This window comes from Nocardia lijiangensis NBRC 108240 (genome assembly GCF_001613045.1).
Lineage (GTDB): Bacteria > Actinomycetota > Actinomycetes > Mycobacteriales > Mycobacteriaceae > Nocardia > Nocardia lijiangensis.
In genome coordinates this window covers 1-18,823 of record NZ_BDBP01000040.1, presented here as the reverse complement: position 1 = coordinate 18,823, position 18,823 = coordinate 1, and the positions used below count along the sequence as shown (strand labels likewise).

Genomic DNA, 18,823 nt, shown 5'->3' with positions numbered 1-18,823 from the left:
CGTGACCACCACATCCAGCACCCACCGCGAGGGCTACGTCCCCTTCCCCCCCGACGCGGCCGAGACCTACCGGGCCGCCGGCTACTGGACCGGCCGCGCGCTCGGCGACCTGCTGCGCGAGACCGCGCGTTCCGCGCCCGAGCGCACCGCGCTGATCACCGGCGACGGCGCCCACAGCTACGCGCGGGTGGACGCCGACGCCGACCGGATGGCGCACGGCCTGCTCGCGCTGGGCATCGCGCCGGGCGATCGTGTGGTCGTCCAGCTGCCCAACGTGCCCGAGTTCCTGACGGTGCTGTTCGGCCTGCTGCGGGCGGGCATCATCCCGGTGCTGACACTGCCCGCGCACCGCAGGGCCGAAATCGAGCACCTCGCGGCGCTTTCCGAGGCGGTGGCCTACGTGATCGTCGACCGGCAGGGTGATTTCGACTACCGGGAACTGGCCGCCACGGTGCGCGAGTCCGTGCCCAGCCTGCGCCACGTCCTGGTGCTCGGCGAGCCCGGCGCGTTCACCGACCTGAACACCGTGCCACGCGACGGCGATGCGCTGCCGGAGATCGACCCGAGCGACATCGCGCTCATGCTGGTCTCGGGCGGCACCACCGGCCTGCCCAAGCTGATCGCGCGCACGCACGACGACTACGCCTACAACGCCACCGCCAGCGCCGCGGTCTGCGAGCTCACCGCCGACGACGTCTACCTCGCGACACTGCCTGCCGCGCACAACTTCCCGCTGGCCTGCCCCGGCATCCTCGGCACCGTCAGCGTCGGCGGCGCGATCGCGTTCGTCACCGATCCCAGCCCCGAGAACGCCTTCGCCGCCATCGAGAAGCACCGGGTCACGGTCACCGCCGTGGTGCCGCCGCTGGCCCAGCTGTGGTGCGCGGCAACCGAATGGGAGGACGCCGACCTCGCCTCGCTGCGCCTGCTCCAGGTGGGCGGCGCGCGCCTGGCCGAGGTGAACGCCGTGGAGGTCACGCCCGCACTCGGCGCCACCCTGCAGCAGGTCTTCGGCATGGCCGAGGGCCTGCTCAACTACACCCGGCTCGACGACCCGGCCGAGCTCCTGCACACCACGCAGGGCAGGCCGCTGTCCCCCGCCGACGAGGTGCGGGTGGTGGACGGCGAGGGCAACGACGTCGCACCGGGCGAAGAAGGCGAGCTGCTCACCAAGGGCCCCTACACGATTCGCGGCTACTACCGCGCGCCCGAACACAACGCCCGCGCCTTCACCCCGGACGGCTACTACCGCAGCGGCGACCTGGTCCGCCGCCTGCCCTCCGGGCACCTGGTGGTCTCCGGCCGGATCAAGGACGTGATCAACCGCGGCGGCGAGAACATCTCCTGCGACGAACTCGAGGAGCACCTGCTCGCCCATCCCGCCGTCCGGCACGCCGCCGCCGTCGGGCTGCCGGACGCGGCGCTCGGCGAAAAGGTCTGCGCGGTGCTGGTCGTGGACGGCACGATGCCCACGCTGGCCGAGATCAAGTCCTTCCTCACCGACCGCGGCCTGGCCACCTACAAGCTGCCCGACATGCTGCGCCAGGCCGACGCGCTGCCGATCACCGCGGTCGGCAAGATCGACAAGAAGGCGCTGCGCGCCCAGTAGAAACGAGCCGCGCGGCGCGTACTTCCACCGCGCCGCAGGCGCGAATTCCACCCAGCGCCGCAGCGGTTTCGGCAATACGACGACGGGCCGCCCACCGAACGGTGCGCGGCCCGTGTGTCGTTCGGGACCGATCTAAGCCTTGACCACGTACGGCGCGACGCTGCCGAGCTTTTCGCAGGTCTCCTCGAATTCCCGCTCCGGACGGGACTGTCCGACGATGCCCGCGCCCGCGCGCAGCCAGGCGCCCTCGGTGGTCTGGTAGACCGCGCGCAGCACCAGGGTGGCCTCCATCGCGCCGGTCGGCGAGACGGTCACCACCGCACCGGAATACAGGCCGCGCGGCGCCCCGTCGAGACGGAAGACCGAATCGACGCCTTCGCGCTTGGGAATGCCGGACGCCGTGACGGAGGGGAAGAGCACCTCGAGCGCGTCCCAGCTGGAGCGGTCGGCGGCCAGCCTGCCGCGCACGGTGGAGGCCAGGTGCTGCACGCTGCCGCGCTCGCGCACCGCCATGAAGTCGGAGACCGCCGGGGTTCCCGGGTCGGCCACCGCGCTGATCTCGGCGAACGAGGTCTGCACCGAAATCGCGTGCTCCACGATCTCTTTCGGGTCGCTGACCAGGTCGGCGCGGGCCGCCATGTCGACGTCCTCGCCGAGACCGAAGGCGCGGGTGCCCGCGAGCGGCTCGGTGGTGACCACGCGGTCCTCGTCGACGGAGGCGACCAGCTCCGGGCTGAAGCCCGCGGCCTCGAGGCCGCCGAGCCGCAGCAGGAACGAGCGCGCGGGGGTGTTGTTGGCGCGGCCGAGCCGGTAGGTGCCGGGCACGTCGACCGCGAACGGCAGGTCGACCTTCCTGGACAGAATGACCTTCTGATAACGGCCGGAACGGATTTCGTCGACCGCGGTGGCGACCCGGTCGCGGTAGCCGGTCGGGTCCACCCGGATGTCGGTGGGGTGCGGCTGCGGCAGTTCGGCGCCCTGCGCGTCGGCGATGAGATCGTGGATGTCACCGGTCTCGGTGGGCGTCGCGCCCGAGATCCGTACGCCGGACTCGTCCACGCGGACCTCGATGCGCGGAATCATGAGGTGCGCCAGGGACGTCCGCTCGTCCAGGTGCGCCGTCGCGTCCAGCGCCCACGCGCAGAACTCGAATCCGATCCAGCCGTAGGCTCGGCGACCGTCCAGCGGCAGCAGTCCGAGCGCCTCGTCCAGCGCCCGCGCGGGCGTGCCAGCCCAGTTGCTGGTGGTGGTCTTCCCCTCCCAGGTGACGCGCAGTTCGTGCACGTCGAGTTCGATGCTGCCGATCGGATCGGCCGCGAACACCCACTCCCCCGGACGCTCGTACATCACGTACTCGCCGAATCGATCCGCCGCTGCCAGCCGGGACATCGCTGCCGCCGGATCGGTCACATACTCCACGCGCAAGCGCTCGTCCGTGGTCGACAACGATCCTCCAAAGGTAACCCTGACCTAACTTCGAGAGGTAAGGTTAGCATTACCTGGCCATCTCGAAAGTGTGCCCGCGGCCACAGAATGTTTCCTTCGGCAAACTCCCAGGGCGACACCGGTTGTCCCACCTCGACAGCCGCTCGGTGCGCACCTCGGGCGTCCGGCAGTCGGCGGCCCCGGCGATATCGGCCTCGGGTCGCCGAGAGTGTGGCGCGCACAGCCGATCCCCCGCCGCTGCTGCCCTACCGAACGAGCAGGCTCGGAGACCGCATGCGCAACCCGCCCCCGCGCGCCGAAGTTTCGCCATCTACGTAGCGGAATAGAACTCGCCGCGCGGAGTGCCTGCGCACAGCGACGCGAACGGCTTGAATGAAAGAAGCGTCACCTGCGGAGGGAAGAACATCGATGATCGAACACCGCGGCGGCTCGCCGACGAAGTCGGCTACCGCGCCCCGGTCGGTGGTGGCACTGGTGGACGCCACCTCCGGGGTCGAGCGCGAATTGGTCGGCGCCTGGCTCAGCGACGGCGGCATCGCCAAGGAGATCGGCACCGACGCGCCGATCACCCAGCTCGACCTGGACGCGGGCGCGATCGCGGGCAGGCTGGTCGGACGCCGCGACGATCCGCTGGTGGTGCCGATCCGGGTGCTGTGGCTGCCGCCCGAGCGCGACGGCGTGCGCCGGATGACCTTCGCCGATCTGGCGCTGCTCACCAACCCACGCAAACCGCACCGCCTCGCCCAGCGCAGGCTGGTGCGCAAATCGCCGGACCGGCACGTCATCCTGACCGGACAGCCCGCCCTGCTGAGCGAGTTGCGCGCCAACAACCCCGAGGCCGCGGCCCTGCACGCGGCGGGAACGTCCGAGCCGTTCGCCCGCGCTATCCTGCGCGCCGCCGTCGTCGCGCTGGAGCGCGCGGAACGCTCCGTCATCGGAGACCGCTACAAAGTGCCGCGGCTGGTGGCCGAGGAGATCCTGGACTCCCCCGACTTCCTGCGCAGGCTCGAGCTGATCGCCGACCGGATCGGCGCCGAGCCCCAGGAGGTGTACCGCCGCGCGGAGAAGGCGCTCAACGAACTCGTCGCCGCGCAGAGCAGGCTGGTCTCCGACCTGTTCACCCAGGCCATGCGCCCGGTGCACGCCTCGACGTGGAAGGTCGACACCGACGAGTCGGGGCTGGCCGCGCTGCGCGCGCTCAACCGCCGCCATCCGCTGATCTTCCTACCCTCGCACCGCTCCTACGTGGACGCGTTCGTGCTCGGCGATGTGCTGGCCCGCAACGACTTTCCACCCAACCACGTGATCGGCGGCGCCAATCTGCGGTTCTGGCCGCTCGGCCCGATCGCGCGGCGCACCGGCACCGTATTCATCCGGCGCAGCTTCGGCGACGACGAGGTCTACAAGGCGGTGGTCGAGGAGTACTTCGCCTACCTGGTGGCCAAGCGCTTCAACCTGGAGTGGTACTTCGAGGGCGGCCGCACCCGCACCGGCAAGTTGCGCCCGCCGCGCTTCGGCCTGCTCAACTACCTCGCCGCCGCGGTGCGCGCCGACCGCGTCGACGACGTGCTGCTGGTGCCCGTCTCGATCACCTACGAGCGGCTCAACGAGCTCGGCGCCATCGCCACCGAACAGTCGGGCGGCACCAAGAAGCCGGAGGGGCTGGCCTGGATGGCGCGCTACATCCGCAGTCAGCAGCATTCGGCGGGCCGGGTCTACGTGCGCTTCGGCGCGCCGCTCTCGGCGCGCGAACGGCTGGCCGCGAACGGCGACCCGCTCACCCCGCCGCGCGTCTCGATTCCCCTGCACCACACCGATTCCGTCGCCGAGCCGATCGCCGACACCGATCCGGAGACCGCGCAGCGGGAGCGAAAGGCGGTGCAGCGCCTCGCCTTCGAGATCGCCGTCGGGATCAACGCGGTCACCCCGATCACCGTCAACGCGCTGGCCACGCTGGCCCTGCTCGGCGTCGACGAGCGCGCGCTCACCCTCGGCGAGGTGCGCGCGTTGCTCGCGCCGGTGCTTGGCTATATCGAGAAGCGCGGACTGCCCAGCGGCGAACTCGACGCGTTGCGCGACGAGCAGAGTTTGGCCGTTGTGCTGGAACAGCTTTCGCTGGCCAAGGTGGTGACCGTCTATCGCGGCGGTCTGGAGCCGGTGTATTCGATCGAGAGCGGCGCCCACCTGGAGGCGGCCTTCTACCGCAACAGCGCCGTGCACTGGTTCGTGAACAGGGCGATTCTGGAGCTGTCGATCCTGGCCGCGGTGGACTCGGGTACGCCCGACCAGCTCAGCACCGGCTGGGACGAGGCGTTCCGGCTGCGCGATCTGCTGAAGTTCGAGTTCTTCTTCCCGGACCGCACGGAGTTCACCGCCCAGATCACCGCCGAAGTGCTGCTCGTCGATCCGGACTGGAACGCGCGCAGCCGCAAGGACACCCTCGGCACCGACATTCTCGGAAAGCTCACCGCGTCCGGATTCACGATGGCCCACCGGGTGCTGCGCTCGTTCTTCGATGCGCAACTGGTGGTCGCCGAGCGGCTGGCCGCCCGTGACCCCGGCGTCGCCATCGACCACAAGGAGTTCCTCGACGAATGCGTGTCGGTGGGCAGGCAGATGCTGCTCCAGCAGCGCCTGCACAGCCCGGAATCGGTGTCCACCGAGCTGTTCGGCAGCGCGTTGAAACTGGCCGACAACCGCGGACTGCTCGGGCCGGCGGCCACCTCGGCCAAGGACCGCGCCGAGTTGACCTCGCGCCGTATCGAATTCGCCGACTACCTGCGCGGCATCGGCGCGCGGATCGCGCAGGCCGCCGCCCTCGACCCCTCCAACATCCCGGGGCTGGGGACGCGATGAGCCGGGCCGCCGCACGCCCGGCCGCCGATTCCGAAGGCGGCCCCGCGAATTCACCCACCGATCTGGACACGATGCTGTCCGCCATCCGGTCCGGGCCGCAGGGGCCGGAAATCGCCGCCGTCTTCGACTTCGGCGGCGCCGTCGTCGACGGTTTCGCTCGGCCGCCGCTGTATCGCAGGGCGCTGCGCGGCCGCGGCGCTGGAGGCCTTTCCGCGACGCTGCTCGGCAGCATCCGCAACGGCCTCACCGACGGCGAGTACAGCCGCTTCCTGCAGCAGGCCTCGCATGCCATGGCCGGACGGACCGAGGACGAACTCGACGAGCTCGGCGTGCGCCTGTTCCGCCGCGCCATCTACGGCCACCTGTATCCCGAAGCGTGGCAACTGATCCGGACGCACGAGGCGGCTGGGCATACCGTGGTGCTGACCAGCTCGCTGACGCGGTTCCAAGTGGCGCCCACCGCCACGGCGCTCGGCATCGCACACGTGCTGTGCACAGAGATGGCCACCAGCGACGGCGTGCTGACCGGCTACGCCGAGGGGAAAACCCTGTGGCGCAACGGCAAAGCCGACGCGGTGCGCTCGTTCGCCGCGGCCAACGGCATCGACCTGAGCCGCAGTTACGCCTACACCGACGGGGTCGCCGACCTGCCGCTGCTCGCGCTGGTGGGTCATCCCGTCGCGGTGAACCCGGAACGCAAGCTCGCCGCGACGGCGACCGGCAACGCCTGGCCGTCTCTGGCCTTCCGGCCGCGCCAAGCGCCGCGGCCGCTGGACTACCTGCGCACGATCGCCGGTTTCGCCGCGCTGCTCGGCGGCGCGGTGTTCGGCGTGCTCGCCAAGTCGTACACCGGGCAGCGCAGGAAGATGGCCGACGCGCTCATGGCCTACGGCACCGGCGCGACGCTGCGGGCGCTGGGCGTGCGCATCCGGGTGACCGGCGCCGAGCACGCGCGCGCGCCGCGCCCGGCCGTGTTCCTGTTCAACCACCAGAGCCAGTTCGACGTGATCATCGTGCCGAAGGTGCTCGGTGGCGCGGTCACCGGCATCGGCAAGAAGGAGCTGACCCGCAACCCGATCTTCGGGCCGCTGATGCGCTTCGTCGGCGTGACCTTCATCGACCGCTCGGACACCCACCGCGCCAAGGCGGCCTTGGCGCCGGTGGTCGCGACGCTGCGCGGCGGGCTGTCGATCGCGGTCTCACCCGAGGGAACCCGTTCGTACACACCGGAAGTCGGCCCGTTCAAGAAGGGCGCCTTCCACATCGCCCACCAGGCGGGCGTGCCGGTGATCCCGGTGGTGATCCGCAACGCGGGCGAAATCTCCTGGCGCAATTCGATGATCGCGCGCCGCGGGACGGTGGACGTCGCGATTCTCCCCCCGATCGATGTGCGCGACTGGGATCCCGCGGCGATGAACGAGCAGGTCGAGGCGGTGCGCGGGCTCTTCCTCGAAACGCTGCTGAACTGGCCGGTCACCGCGTCGGGTGAGATGGAACACACAGCGCGCCACAGCGATTGACCTCAACAAATCTTGAGGTTCCAAGATAGGTCTCACAACGAAATCACAGCTTCACCTCAGGAGACCGTCATGTCCGTCGCGCACGTCACCACCGCACACACCATCCAGATCCCCGCACTGATCCGCCCGGTCGCCGTCCTGGGCGCGGTGGCCGCGGCGGTGCTGGCCAATCTCGTCGTCTGGTCGATCGGCGCTGCGGCGGGCGGCTCCTTCATCATGGTCGACGGCACGACCACCCAGGACGTGGCGCCGGGCGGTGTCATCGTCATGTCCGCCGTGCCGCTGCTGGTCGGACTGACCGCCGCCGCGCTGCTGTCCTACCGCTGGGTGGGCGTGCTGCGAGTGGCCGAGGTGGTCGGCTCGGCGCTGACCCTCGTCACTATCGCGGCCACGGTCGCGGCCACCTTCGACACCGCGTCGACCGTGGCCCTGTCGGTCATGCACGTGGTGCTGGTGCCGGTCATCGTGGTGAGTATGGAGGGCCTGCGCAAGCAGCTGACCGAACGGTGAACCCGCCCGAGCGATCCCCGGACGCACCAGCGCCCCGCCTCCGTTCTCCGGAGGCGGGGCGCTGTCGTCTGCGGTGCCCGAGCCTGGCGATCAGACCGAGCGGCCGAACAGCAGCTTCCACGGCATCAGCGCCGATTCCAGCTGCACCTTCAGGCTCATCTTCGAGGCGCCCAGGGTGCGCTCCTCGAACCGGATCGGCACCTCGGCGATCGCGAAGCCCTGCTTGACCGTGCGGTAGTTCATCTCGACCTGGAACGAGTAGCCGTTGCTCCGGATCGAGGCCACATCGATGGCGCGCAACGTGTCGGCCTGCCACGCCTTGAAGCCTGCGGTGGCATCCTTCACACCGAGGCGCAGGATCAGGTTCACGTAGAAGTTCGCCCAGGCCGAGAGCGCCTTGCGGTACCACTTCCACTCCGCGGCGGTGGAGCCGCCCGGCACGTACCGGGAGCCGAGCACAACGCCGGCCTCGGTGTCGCGCAGCTTCTCCAGCATGGCCGGAATCACCTCGGCCGGGTGCGAGAGGTCGGCGTCCATCTGGATCACCACGTCGGCGCCCTCGTCCAGCGCCCGGGTGATGCCCGCGATGTAGGCGCGGCCGAGACCGTCCTTCTCCGTGCGGTGCAGCACGCCGACCACGTTGGGCAGTTCGGCGGCCAGTTTGTCGGCGACCTCCCCGGTGCCGTCCGGCGAATTGTCGTCGACGACGAGAACGTGCAGGTCGGGCACCGGCAGCGCCGTCAGCCGCTCCACCGCAACCGGCAGATTCTCCCGCTCGTTGTAGGTCGGCACAACAACGGTAACCCTCAAGGGTCGCCCTCCCTGCTCACCTGGTCCAGCCCGCAGCCCACGCTGGACCACCGAGCACTCGTAAGATTCTGAGAAACCGTACTCGATGGACCTGATGGGCGCCTGAGCGGCTGCACGCGGTGTCAAGGGTATTGCGCGCCGGGACCCGGACCAAGATCAAGTCACGGACCTGCGGCGACGGTTCGGCGGCGGCCCGATCCGCCCGGCTTCGCGAGCGAAATCGGTTGTCGCGCAGCAGGGTGTCAGTCGCCGTCGCGCCAGGCGCGGTCGCGCGCGTCCTCGCGTTCGTTGCGCGCCCGCACGATGTCCAGCGCGCGTTCGGCCGTGGCCTGGTCCGGGTACGGGCCCATCCGATCCCGGAACCAGCACTGGCGTCCCTTCTCGGCACGCTGGTGCTTCAAGCAGTAGTACCACCGTTCAGCCATGACCCCAGCATCCCATTTCGCCGACCACCCGGCCCGCAGTTTCGGGCAGCGGACCGGACCGATCGAACGTCAGCGATGCTTCTCGGGGGCGGGCGACCGAGGCTCGGGGCGTTCGGCCGCGTCAGGCCGGTCTGGGACCTCGATGTCGGCCGCGGAACGGCGCAATCCGTCCTGCGCCGCCTCGACCACGATCGCCGACGAGTCGGTGCTGAGCGCGAGCAGATGCGTGACGGCGTCGACGTCACCGATGCGCCCCAGCGCCAAGGCGACCTGCCTGCGCACCATCTCGTCCTTGTCTCCCGCCGCCCGCGCGAGGGTCGCCGTCCCCTCCCGCGCGCCGATTCGACCGGTCGCGTTGGCGGCGAGCGCGCGCGTGGCCGCGCCCTCCGCGCGATCGAGCATGATCTCGCCGAGCCGGGGAATCGCGCCGAGCACACCGAGTTGCCCGAGCGTCGCGATCACCCGGTCGCGCAGCGCGGGCCTGCGTCCGATCGCGGGATCGTCGATCATCCGCACGAGCAATCCGGCCGCGTCGGGGCCGAGGGCTTCCCACGTATCGGCGGCCGGCGGTTCGCGCCGCAGCAGCAACTGCTCGACGCGCAGGCGCAGATCGGCGGGCGAATCCGATTCGCCCGCGGTCCAGTTCCCCTCGGGCCCCACGTCGGCGGCCCGCGGCGGCAGCGGCTCGTCGTAGACGCCGTCGGCCGATCCGTTGGCCGGCTCGGAAGGAACCGGACGATCCGACGGAAAGTCACGCTTGTCCATGTTTGTCTCCCTACGGGGTTACCGAGCGCACCAAGCCGTGCTTGCGCATCCGATTGATCTGGCAGCCGGTGATCACGTCGCTGTCCCGGCGCGACGCCGAGAAGATGAAGTTGTCGTCGATGTCCGGCGAGGCGGGATCGGTGTCGGCACACCCGTCCTCTTCGTCGGCGTGCTCGAGGCCGAGGTAGTGCCCGGCCTCGTGGGCGAAGGTCTGTCCGAGATTCACCGTGTCGCCGTCCCTGCGCAGGACCAGGCCGCTGCCGTCGCCCTGCTTGTCGACGGGACCGTCGGTGGGCGAACTGCCGAACGCGCCGTCCCAGCGGCCCTCGACGAAGAAGACGTCCAGATACCAGTTGTCCACCGTGTATCTGCTGCGCAGCTGGTTGATCTCGTCTTGACTGTCGATGAAGCGGAACCGCGCCCTGTCCGCGTCCATCTCCGGCGTGCCCTCGATCCGGTAGAGCTCGACGCCGTGCACTGTCATATCGCGGGATCGGAAGATGCCGGAGGCGATGTCGGCGGCGGCGCGGCGATACTCGTCGCGCTCGGCCTGGGTGAAATCGCCGACCCTGATGATGTTGTAGCCGAGGGTGCGCATCGTCCGCCACACCTGCGCGCGCGTCGGCGTGAATCCGGAGCCACTCATGCTGTAGGTGTAGGTCAGATCGCCCTTGGCGTGGAACACATTGAACGCGGCACTGCCCTCGTCGTGATACGTGTGCCAGCTCCCGTAGACGGTCGAGCGTGCCGGTATCACGACGTTGCTCGACAGGTTGAAGGTGAACGTGCCGATCTCCGTACCGCTATTGGTCATCCGTACCGTGACGGCACGGCCGAGATCGACCGGCCGGTTCTCGCCGTTCACCCAGCGGACGTCGGCGTAGCAGTACCAGCGACGCTGACCGAAGTCGAACTTCGGCGCACCCGCGACCCCGGACTGGGTGAAGTACGTTGGCGTGACGAAGATCTGGACGGGATTCCTGGTGAACACGCCGAAACTCGTCACGTACTCGTGCACGCCGCCGTCGGCATCCCGCAGCGTCGCGTAGACGTGCAGCTCGCCCGACTCGCCCGAGACGATGCCGCCGACCGTGATCGCACCGCGCTCGATCTCCTCCACCGTGAGCCGGAAGTGCGCGCGCCGCATCGCGCCCGACGGGAACCTGATGTCGAGCGAGAGAATCGCCGCCGCGACGATGCCGCCGCGGAACCGGACGTCCACCGCGAACTCCTCGCCGACGTAGATGTGCGAGGGGCCTTCGATGCCGGTGACCATCGGCCGCACCGGCACGTCACCGTACGCGACGTGCTCGAGCTCGCGCAGACGCCGCGACGTGATCAGACCCGCGTGCAACAGATCCGCGGGCGTTCGCACGGTCCGGCCCTTCCGCCACCGAGCTATCCTCCCCGCCAACGTCTTTCCGATCGCGGGTTGATTTCCGAGTTCGCGGACAGTCGCCTGATTCAGGTCGACCGGCGCGGGCACGTCCAGTCCGAGACGATGCCGCGCCGCCGTGAGTTCCGACCTCCGCGCGACGCGTCCCGCTCCCCTGTCGTGGTCCATCTCCACACCTCCGGGATCTGTGCTGTCTCGCCGACACCGGGTCGGCATTCGACGTGATCCAAAGGTAGGGAGGCCGGGGGCGGCCCGAACGAGTAGTCGACCACCCGTCTTCCTGAGACGCGCCACAGTGGGCGCGAGTACACAGCGGGTTCTTCAGCGCGGGGACGCGGAGTGACCGATCCACCGCACCGGGCTCAATCCTTCGGTAGGCCAACCGCGAAGCCGTAGGCGATGAGGACACAACTGACAACAGACAGGGCGGCGATACTCCACACGACCCAGACATTACGGACGACCACGGGCGCCGAGGAGACCCATGTCACACTCCGGCCACTACCCATATGGCGCCAACAGCTTGAAACGAAAAATCCCCCCACCGGATCGGCGAGGGGATGTGGTGGCCAGGGCCGGGATCGAACCGGCGACCTTCCGCTTTTCAGGCGGACGCTCGTACCAACTGAGCTACCTGGCCGCAGGCACTCGCTCCGAATGCCATACGCGAAGCGCCGGATTTCTCCGGCGCCCCTACTTGCGACCCTGACGGGACTCGAACCCGCGACCTCCGCCGTGACAGGGCGGCGCGCTAACCAACTGCGCCACAGGGCCTTGCTGTGCTTCCAACGATCCGAAGACCGTACCCCCTACGGGATTCGAACCCGCGCTACCGCCTTGAAAGGGCGGCGTCCTAGGCCGCTAGACGAAGGGGGCTCGTCCCGGATCTCTCCGGACCGGCTTTCAACGGGTGTCCGTTGGGAGCTCGCATAGCTTATGACAGTCTCGCCGAGTTTCCCAAATCAGCTGGTCAGAGGCCCAGACCGAGCTCTTCCAGCCGGGCGGACGCCCGCCACCCGTCGGCCCGGAACGCGGCGCCCCACTCCGGGGTGGACATCGACTCGACCACCACCTCGAGCACCTCCCGGAAGCGCGAGCGCAGATCGGTCGCGCCGCCGAGGAGGTCGAGCATGTAGCGCTGCCCCGCCAGGCCGGCGGCCAGCGTTCTGGTGAACCGGTCTGGGTCGGCGTCAGCGCGCAGCTGCCCGTGCTCGATGGCACGCACGGCCAGCACCCTGGTCGCGCGGCCGAGGATGCGACCACCGCCGGTCTGCACGTCGCGGTAGAAGTCCGGCTCGATGATCAAGCGGTACTCCGCCTGCACGATGATGTCGTGCTCCAGCCGCAGTGCCATCTCGTCGATCATCCCGTGCAGGGTGTCCAGCGGGCCGAGATCGGTTCTGGCGAGCCAGCGTTCGGCCGAGGACCGATACCGCTCCACCGCCGTTTCCAGTACCGCGCGGGCCAGATCTTCCTTGGAATCGAAATGGAAGTACATCGCCCCCTTGGTCGCGCGTGAACCTTCCAATATGCGGTTGAGCGATGCAGCGGCATAGCCGCTCTTCCCGAACTCAACGGCGGCGGACCTGATAATCGCCGCACGTGTCCGGCGGGCCCGCTCTTGCTGCCGTGCCATGCTCGAAACGCCTCCGAAGCCTACTCGCCGCCAATCGGTGCCCCCCATAGGAACGAACCCTTGACGCGAAGTTATGAGTTTTATCAATACTTCAAACCGGGTTTTCGCCCAGTTTCAAACTTTCGGTACGAAAACTTGCGAAAAACCTGAAACACACCAGCTGGTATAGTTTGCCTGCCCGGGTGCGCCGCAGGGGGTGCGCACCCGGGCAAACTCGTCTCGGATCAGCCTCCTGCGGCATCGACTCCTTGTTCGCCACGATCGGCCGTACCGGTCGCGACACGTTCGGGCACAACAACGATAAGCCGAATTCCAGTTCGCCGGGCGTGGCGGCGATTCTTCCGGAATTCACCAAGGCGTCACCGTACCCGGAAACGCGTACCGACACGCGGCAAACCGAAGAGTCAGGTAGCCGCCGAGTTCGGATATCTGTTACAGCAAACATTGCGCAATCAGAATCGTGCGCATGCCGGATTTCCGAATTCGCCAGCATGCCAGCGCCGTTCACCCGAGCCGACCGGCAGGCTCGGCGGCCGTCCGCCCTCCGCGCGACCACCGCCCGCGCCGCCCGCGCGCTCCCCCGAGCTTCGGTCTCCCGCCCTCTGTAAATCCAAAGTCCCTGGAAGCCAACATGATTGGATGATATCCAGGTATCGGAGGAATGAACAAAGCTGGGTGCCAAATGTTTACCGGCAGCATCGCCGCGCACGCTTCCCTTGTTACCGCACCCGCGGGCGCGCGTCGAACCGTGCCGCGCGCACGACCGCCACCCGCCGAACCCCGCGCGTGCCGACCAGCCGCCGCCCCAGTTGGGCGATACGGACACAGCGCACTACACTTGCCCTTCGCGCCCCTATAGCTCAGTTGGTAGAGCTACGGACTTTTAATCCGCAGGTCGTAGGTTCGAGCCCTACTGGGGGCACACCGCCGCAGGCGCCCGGAATCGCTCCGGGCGCCTGCGGCGTTTCCGGAGTAGCGCCGTTCTCGCCGGGGTATTGCGCTTCTCTGCAGCAACCGCGAAACCCACACTCCGAGCGGCTTTCCCCTATCCCGAGTGCGTCACCGGCAGACCCGGAGCATCCGTCGAAAGAAGCGGAGCCGATGACTCCTTCGACGAATTGCCCTCCAATGTTCCGATTGCCCGGATCACGCAAAGCTCGATGTCGACGAGGCCACCGCGCCCCAGCTCCCATTCGGGGGCGCGCAGGCCGAACGCGCAACAGGAGGGGGCGCCCCCGGACCAGCGCGACCCGGGCTCGGTCGAAGGTGATGGCCCAGCTGCTGCCCACCCTCACAGATCGTGTCGACTATTCGGCCGAGCAGGCGGGCGGCACTGCGACCACCCCGCAGGCGCAAGCCCTCTCGTCGGGCGGCGTGATCGGCGCACCTCACCTCGGCGGCATCCCAAGAGGGCGGCAGCGGCAAGCGAGAGCGGCGCGATCGGGGCGGCGCCGGTCGAGAAGGCGACCGGCCCCGGCGTGCCCTGCGCTGCGCTGGACAAGGTGCGGGGCCACCCTCGTGGGCGGCGAACTGGGCACCGCGCTCCGCGACAAAAGCTGCGAGACCGAGTTCGCGCCACGGTGAGCTAACGCCATCGAGCCCGCAGCGATAGACAGATCGCTGCGGGCCTACGTGTCTTCTGTCACCGGACGCAAAGCTCGACGCGGCTTACACTCGTTTGGTGCGCCGACCGTCAATGACGACGTATGAAGTGCATCACCGGGCACCGATTGTCCGCTGTATGCGCTTCGCATCACACCTACGGTGCCGTAAGGTATGGCCGCATCAGCACGGTCTACCCGGGGGGACGACCTGCAAGCGTGCACGCACTCAATGAAGGGCTATTACATGGCAAGGGATCTGACTCAACTCGAGCTGCTCACGGAGTTGGAGCCGGTTGCCGAACAAAACGTCAACAGGCACCTCTCCCTGGCAAAGGAATGGCATCCGCACGACTACGTCCCGTGGGACGACGGCCGCAACTTCGCGGCACTCGGCGGTGTCGACTGGGACCCGGAGCAGTCCCGATTGAGCGAGGTCGCCAAGGCGGCCATGATCACGAACCTGCTGACCGAGGACAACCTCCCCTCCTACCACCGCGAGATCGCCGAGAACTTCTCCATGGACGGCGCGTGGGGCACCTGGGTGGGGCGCTGGACCGCGGAGGAGAACCGGCACGGCATCGTCATGCGTGACTACCTGGTGGTCACCCGCGGCGTCGACCCGGTCGCCCTCGAAGAGGCCCGCATGGTCCACATGACCAACGGCTTCGCCTCCCCCACCGAGGCCGACGCCGGCTTCCTGCACTCGGTGGCCTACGTGACCTTCCAGGAACTCGCCACCCGCGTCTCGCACCGCAACACCGGCAAGGTCTGTGACGACCCGATCGCCGACCGCATGCTGCAGCGCGTCGCCGCCGACGAGAACCTGCACATGATCTTCTACCGCAACATGTGCGGCGCGGCCCTCGACCTGGCGCCCGACCAGGCCATCGAGGCCATCACGCTGATCCTGGAGAACTTCCAGATGCCCGGCGCCGGCATGCCCAACTTCCGCCGCAACGGCGTGCTGATGGCCAAGCACGGCATCTACGACCTGCGCCAGCACCTCGAAGAGGTGGTGCAGCCCGTGCTGAAGAAGTGGAACATCTTCGAGCGCGATGATTTCACCGCGCGCGGCGAGGAAGTCCGCGAGCGGCTCGGCAACTTCCTGGAGAAGCTGAGCAAGGACGTCGACAAGTTCGAGGAGCAGCGCGACCGCATGCTGGCCCGCGAAGCCAAGAAGCGCGAACTCGCCGGTGCCGCCGCGATGTGATGAATCGCTAAAAGCAAGCGCCGCCGCCGGAATCATTCCGGCGGCGGCGCCCTTTTGTCCGGCCGCTATTCAGTTCGACGGCAATGTCAGTTCAACGGCAATGCGCCGTCGGTACCGCCGACATCGGTGATCTTCCAGTCGGAGTTCTCGTCCACCGTGACGTTGTAGGTGACCGTGGTCTGCGCGCCCTCGGGGCTCTGCGCATTCGTGGAACTGACGTTCACGAAGACATTCACCTTGTAGACGCCGTTGTCCCCGGAAACGACCTTGGCGGAAATGGGCGAGGCGGTGGAGGTCCACTTCAGCGGGACCAGAATCTGCTCCAGCTTGGGCGCCGTCGCGTCGAATTTGTTCGCAAGCTGCGGGGTTGTATTGGCCTTCAACTTGCCGATCCACGCATTGATGTCCTGATAATTGACGGTCGCGGCGCCGACCGCGTAATCGGTGGCGACCTGTTCGGCGCGGCGGTCGTCGGCCGCTCGCTGATTCTGTTCGTCGAGATCGCTCTTTGCCGACCACCACAGGACGGCGAACAGTACGGTCAGCACGCCGAGAAAGCCGACGGCGGCTCCCCACAGCACCGACGACACCGGGATGGAGACAGTGGCGCCGGACTTCGGGGCGGGGGCTGGATCGTCCTTCTTCTCGACGCGCACGTCCGACGTGTTCTCACGCTGTTCCGTGGCGGCGGCCTTGTCCTCGTCGGGCGTGCCCGATTCGATGTCCTCGGCTGGCAATGGATACTCCGATGTCGTGTGGATACAGGTGACTGTCCCAGACTAAGCCGTCGAACGCATTCCGCCGCGGTCGAGGTGTTGCCTCGCCTGACCGGAACCCAGAGCTTCCCCGGCCTGGCCAGTGAATCAGCGCACGTCACGCGACGGCGCCGCCGGACCGAGCACGCCCTGATGAGACACTGGAACGCGTGACGATGACTACCGAAGCGCCGGCCACGCTGCGGATCGGGCCGTATCCGGTCGATCCACCGGTGGTGCTCGCGCCGATGGCGGGCATCACCAACCTGGCCTTCCGCAAGCTGTGCCGCGAGTTCGGCAGCGCCACCTCCATCTACGTGTGCGAGATGATCACCGCGCGCGCCGTGGTGGAGCGCAACGAGAAGACGCTGCACATGATGTCCTTCGACGAGGACGAGCACCCGCGCTCGATGCAGCTCTACGGCGTCGACCCGGCCACGCTCGGCGAGGCGGTGCGCATCATCGTCGGCGAGGGCTGGGCCGATCACATCGACCTCAACCTCGGCTGCCCGGTGCCGAAGGTGACCCGCCTCGGCGGCGGCGCAGCCCTGCCCTACAAGCGGGCACTGTTCAGCCGGATCGTGCGCGCCATGGTCGGCGCCGCCGAACCTGCGGGCGTGCCGGTGACGGTCAAGTTCCGCATCGGCATCGATGACGAGCACCTGACCTACCTGGACGCAGGCCGCATCGCCGAGGCCGAGGGCGCCAAGGCCGTCGCGCTGCACGCGCGCACCGCCGCCCAGCGCTACTCCGGCCAGGCGGACTGGTCGGCCATCGCCAGGCTGAAGGAGGCGGTGACCACCATCCCGGTGCTGGGCAACGGCGACATCTTCTCCGCCGACGACGCGGTCCGCATGATGGCGGAGACCGGATGCGACGGCGTGGTCGTCGGTCGCGGCTGCCTCGGCAGGCCGTGGCTGTTCGCCGAGCTGCAGGCGGCGCTGCGCGGCCTGGAACTGCCGGAGCCGCCGAACCTCGGCCGGGTCGGCGAGGTGCTGTACCGGCACGGCGCGCTGCTGTCCGAACACCTCGGCGAGGAGAAGGCCATGCGCGATCTGCGCAAGCACATGGCCTGGTACCTGATGGGCTTCCCGGTCGGTGCGGATCTGCGCCGCGCCTTCGCCACCGTGTCCAGTCTCACCGAACTGGGCGACCTGATCGGCAAGCTCGAACCGGCCGCACCGTTCCCGAAAGACGCCGAGGGACCGCGCGGGCGGCAGGGTTCGCCCGGCAAGGTCGCGCTGCCGCACGGCTGGCTCGACGATCCGGATGATCCCGCCGTGCCGACGGCGGCCGACGTGATGCACAGCGGCGGCTGACCGAGCACAACACGACGCCATCGGCACGGGCAAACCGACACACGCCGGAACCGGCCTGGTAACGGCTGTTTCGGCGCTGATTTCGCTACCATCCGGTTACCGAACAACAGCGAATTGCAAACGGCTTTGCGGCGTATTCGATCTCGCTCCGGACTGGCCCGCCGTGGCGGAATCGTTATCATTGGCGAAATCGGTCATGCTGGTTCGAGCTCGGCGCCGGCGGCAGCAAAGACGGAAAAGCGAGGTTCGTTGGTGGGTGACGATCGGCACGGGCGTGCGCCAGGGCCCGGAGGTCGCGCCCCGTGGGAGCGCTATCCCACGGAGGAGAACCCCGAACGCGACGGCGCGCGGACGTCCCGCCGCTCGCGGCACACCGAAGCGGCGGCCGACGCGGGCTCCACGCCGCTGACGGTCCAGGATCTGGTCGAGAAGGTCGACAGCGAGCGCATCGGCCGCAGGCGCCGCGCAGACAACGGTGGCCGCCCCGATCGCCGCGCGGAGAGCGCGCCGGGTCCCGCAGCACCGGTCCACCCCGCAGATCCCACCGCAGCACGCCGCGCGCCCGAGGGACCGGCTCCGCAGCAACGCCGCGCGCCCGAAGGCCCGCAGCGCGGTGCGCCCGAGGGTCCACAACGCGGAGCGCACGGGAGTCCACAGCGTCGCGCGCCGGAGGGTCCACAGCGCGGAGCGCCCGAGAGTCCACAGCGCGGAGCGCCCGAGAGTCCACAGCGCGGTGCGCCCGAGAGTCCACAGCGCCGCGCGGCTGACGGTCCACAACGGGCGAGCGACGGCGCTCAGCGAAACGCGCACGAGACCGCTCAGCGCGGTGCACCGAAGGCTCCGCCGCACAACGCCCCTGAGGGCCCGCAGCGCGGTGCGCCGCACGCTCCCCTGCGCAGCGGGACGCAAGCCTCACCACGCCGGGCCCCGGAAGCCACTCCCGCGAAGCCCGCACCGGGCGG

The 18,823-nt window shown here is 68.9% G+C and carries 13 protein-coding genes, 4 tRNA genes and 1 pseudogene; 8 read left to right on the top strand and 10 right to left on the bottom strand.

All coding sequences use genetic code 11. The features are described 5' to 3' along the window. The first annotated feature begins 1 nt into the window (after position 1). Positions 2-1,609 carry a (2,3-dihydroxybenzoyl)adenylate synthase gene (locus tag NL1_RS16040; RefSeq protein ID WP_067840286.1) on the top strand — a complete coding sequence of 536 codons (1,608 nt, stop codon included), beginning with the start codon at positions 2-4 and terminating at the stop codon, positions 1,607-1,609. Between the two features lie 132 nt (positions 1,610-1,741). Here NL1_RS16040 and nbtS read toward each other — a convergent pair whose 3' ends face one another. After that, positions 1,742-3,055 carry a nocobactin biosynthesis salicylate synthase NbtS gene (gene nbtS / locus NL1_RS16035; RefSeq protein ID WP_067840193.1) on the bottom strand — a complete coding sequence of 438 codons (1,314 nt, stop codon included), beginning with the start codon at positions 3,053-3,055 and terminating at the stop codon, positions 1,742-1,744. 408 nt (positions 3,056-3,463) lie between these two features. Here nbtS and NL1_RS16030 point away from each other — a divergent pair, with 408 nt between their 5' ends. The 3 genes from NL1_RS16030 to NL1_RS16020 all read left to right on the top strand — a co-directional run bounded on the left by NL1_RS16030 (position 3,464) and on the right by NL1_RS16020 (position 7,941). After that, positions 3,464-5,911, top strand: a complete 2,448-nt coding sequence (locus NL1_RS16030; RefSeq protein ID WP_067840191.1) for a glycerol-3-phosphate 1-O-acyltransferase — start codon at positions 3,464-3,466, stop codon at positions 5,909-5,911. Next, on the top strand, positions 5,908-7,431 hold the full coding sequence (locus NL1_RS16025; RefSeq protein WP_084510639.1) for an HAD-IB family hydrolase: 1,524 nt from the start codon (positions 5,908-5,910) through the stop codon (positions 7,429-7,431). Before NL1_RS16030 ends, NL1_RS16025 begins: the two co-directional genes overlap by 4 nt. Before the next feature lie 69 nt (positions 7,432-7,500). Then, positions 7,501-7,941 carry a DUF6069 family protein gene (locus NL1_RS16020; RefSeq protein ID WP_067840189.1) on the top strand — a complete coding sequence of 147 codons (441 nt, stop codon included), beginning with the start codon at positions 7,501-7,503 and terminating at the stop codon, positions 7,939-7,941. Positions 7,942-8,031: 90 nt separating this feature from the next. Here the strand turns inward: NL1_RS16020 and NL1_RS16015 are convergent, their stop codons facing one another. The 8 genes from NL1_RS16015 to NL1_RS15980 all read right to left on the bottom strand — a co-directional run bounded on the left by NL1_RS16015 (position 8,032) and on the right by NL1_RS15980 (position 12,973). After that, complete coding sequence (locus NL1_RS16015; RefSeq protein ID WP_281180828.1) at positions 8,032-8,751, bottom strand: polyprenol monophosphomannose synthase; 720 nt, start codon at positions 8,749-8,751, stop codon at positions 8,032-8,034. 242 nt (positions 8,752-8,993) lie between these two features. Then, a complete protein-coding gene (locus NL1_RS16010; RefSeq protein ID WP_067840186.1) occupies positions 8,994-9,176 on the bottom strand; it encodes a hypothetical protein in 183 nt (60 codons plus the stop codon). A 69-nt stretch (positions 9,177-9,245) separates the two neighbouring features. Beyond that, positions 9,246-9,941: a HEAT repeat domain-containing protein gene (locus NL1_RS16005; RefSeq protein WP_067840184.1), complete on the bottom strand. Its 696-nt coding sequence runs from the start codon at positions 9,939-9,941 to the stop codon at positions 9,246-9,248. A 10-nt stretch (positions 9,942-9,951) separates the two neighbouring features. Beyond that, the gene (locus NL1_RS16000; protein WP_067840182.1) at positions 9,952-11,505 is read right to left on the bottom strand and encodes a ComEA family DNA-binding protein; all 1,554 of its coding nucleotides are present in this window, start codon (positions 11,503-11,505) and stop codon (positions 9,952-9,954) included. A 395-nt stretch (positions 11,506-11,900) separates the two neighbouring features. Continuing rightward, positions 11,901-11,977 (bottom strand) — tRNA-Phe (locus NL1_RS15995). Between the two features lie 60 nt (positions 11,978-12,037). After that, a tRNA-Asp gene (locus NL1_RS15990) sits at positions 12,038-12,111 on the bottom strand. A 29-nt stretch (positions 12,112-12,140) separates the two neighbouring features. Continuing rightward, a tRNA-Glu gene (locus NL1_RS15985) sits at positions 12,141-12,213 on the bottom strand. Between the two features lie 94 nt (positions 12,214-12,307). After that, entirely contained in the window at positions 12,308-12,973 is a 666-nt protein-coding gene (locus tag NL1_RS15980; RefSeq protein ID WP_067840180.1) for a TetR family transcriptional regulator, read from the bottom strand. Positions 12,974-13,822: 849 nt separating this feature from the next. On the opposite strand from NL1_RS15980, the gene NL1_RS15975 reads away from it, so the two are divergent. Then, a tRNA-Lys gene (locus tag NL1_RS15975) sits at positions 13,823-13,895 on the top strand. 926 nt (positions 13,896-14,821) lie between these two features. Further along, a complete protein-coding gene (locus NL1_RS15970) occupies positions 14,822-15,787 on the top strand; it encodes an acyl-ACP desaturase (protein ID WP_067840282.1) in 966 nt (321 codons plus the stop codon). Positions 15,788-15,873: 86 nt separating this feature from the next. Here the strand turns inward: NL1_RS15970 and NL1_RS15965 are convergent, their stop codons facing one another. Then, the gene (locus tag NL1_RS15965; protein WP_084510638.1) at positions 15,874-16,524 is read right to left on the bottom strand and encodes a hypothetical protein; all 651 of its coding nucleotides are present in this window, start codon (positions 16,522-16,524) and stop codon (positions 15,874-15,876) included. A 194-nt stretch (positions 16,525-16,718) separates the two neighbouring features. Between NL1_RS15965 and dusB the strand changes: the two genes are divergently transcribed. Both dusB and NL1_RS39025 read left to right on the top strand, forming a co-directional pair. Continuing rightward, positions 16,719-17,861, top strand: a complete 1,143-nt coding sequence (dusB, locus tag NL1_RS15960; protein WP_067840179.1) for a tRNA dihydrouridine synthase DusB — start codon at positions 16,719-16,721, stop codon at positions 17,859-17,861. Positions 17,862-18,113: 252 nt separating this feature from the next. After that, positions 18,114-18,823 (top strand): annotated as a pseudogene (locus NL1_RS39025) (LCP family protein); the annotation flags it as partial.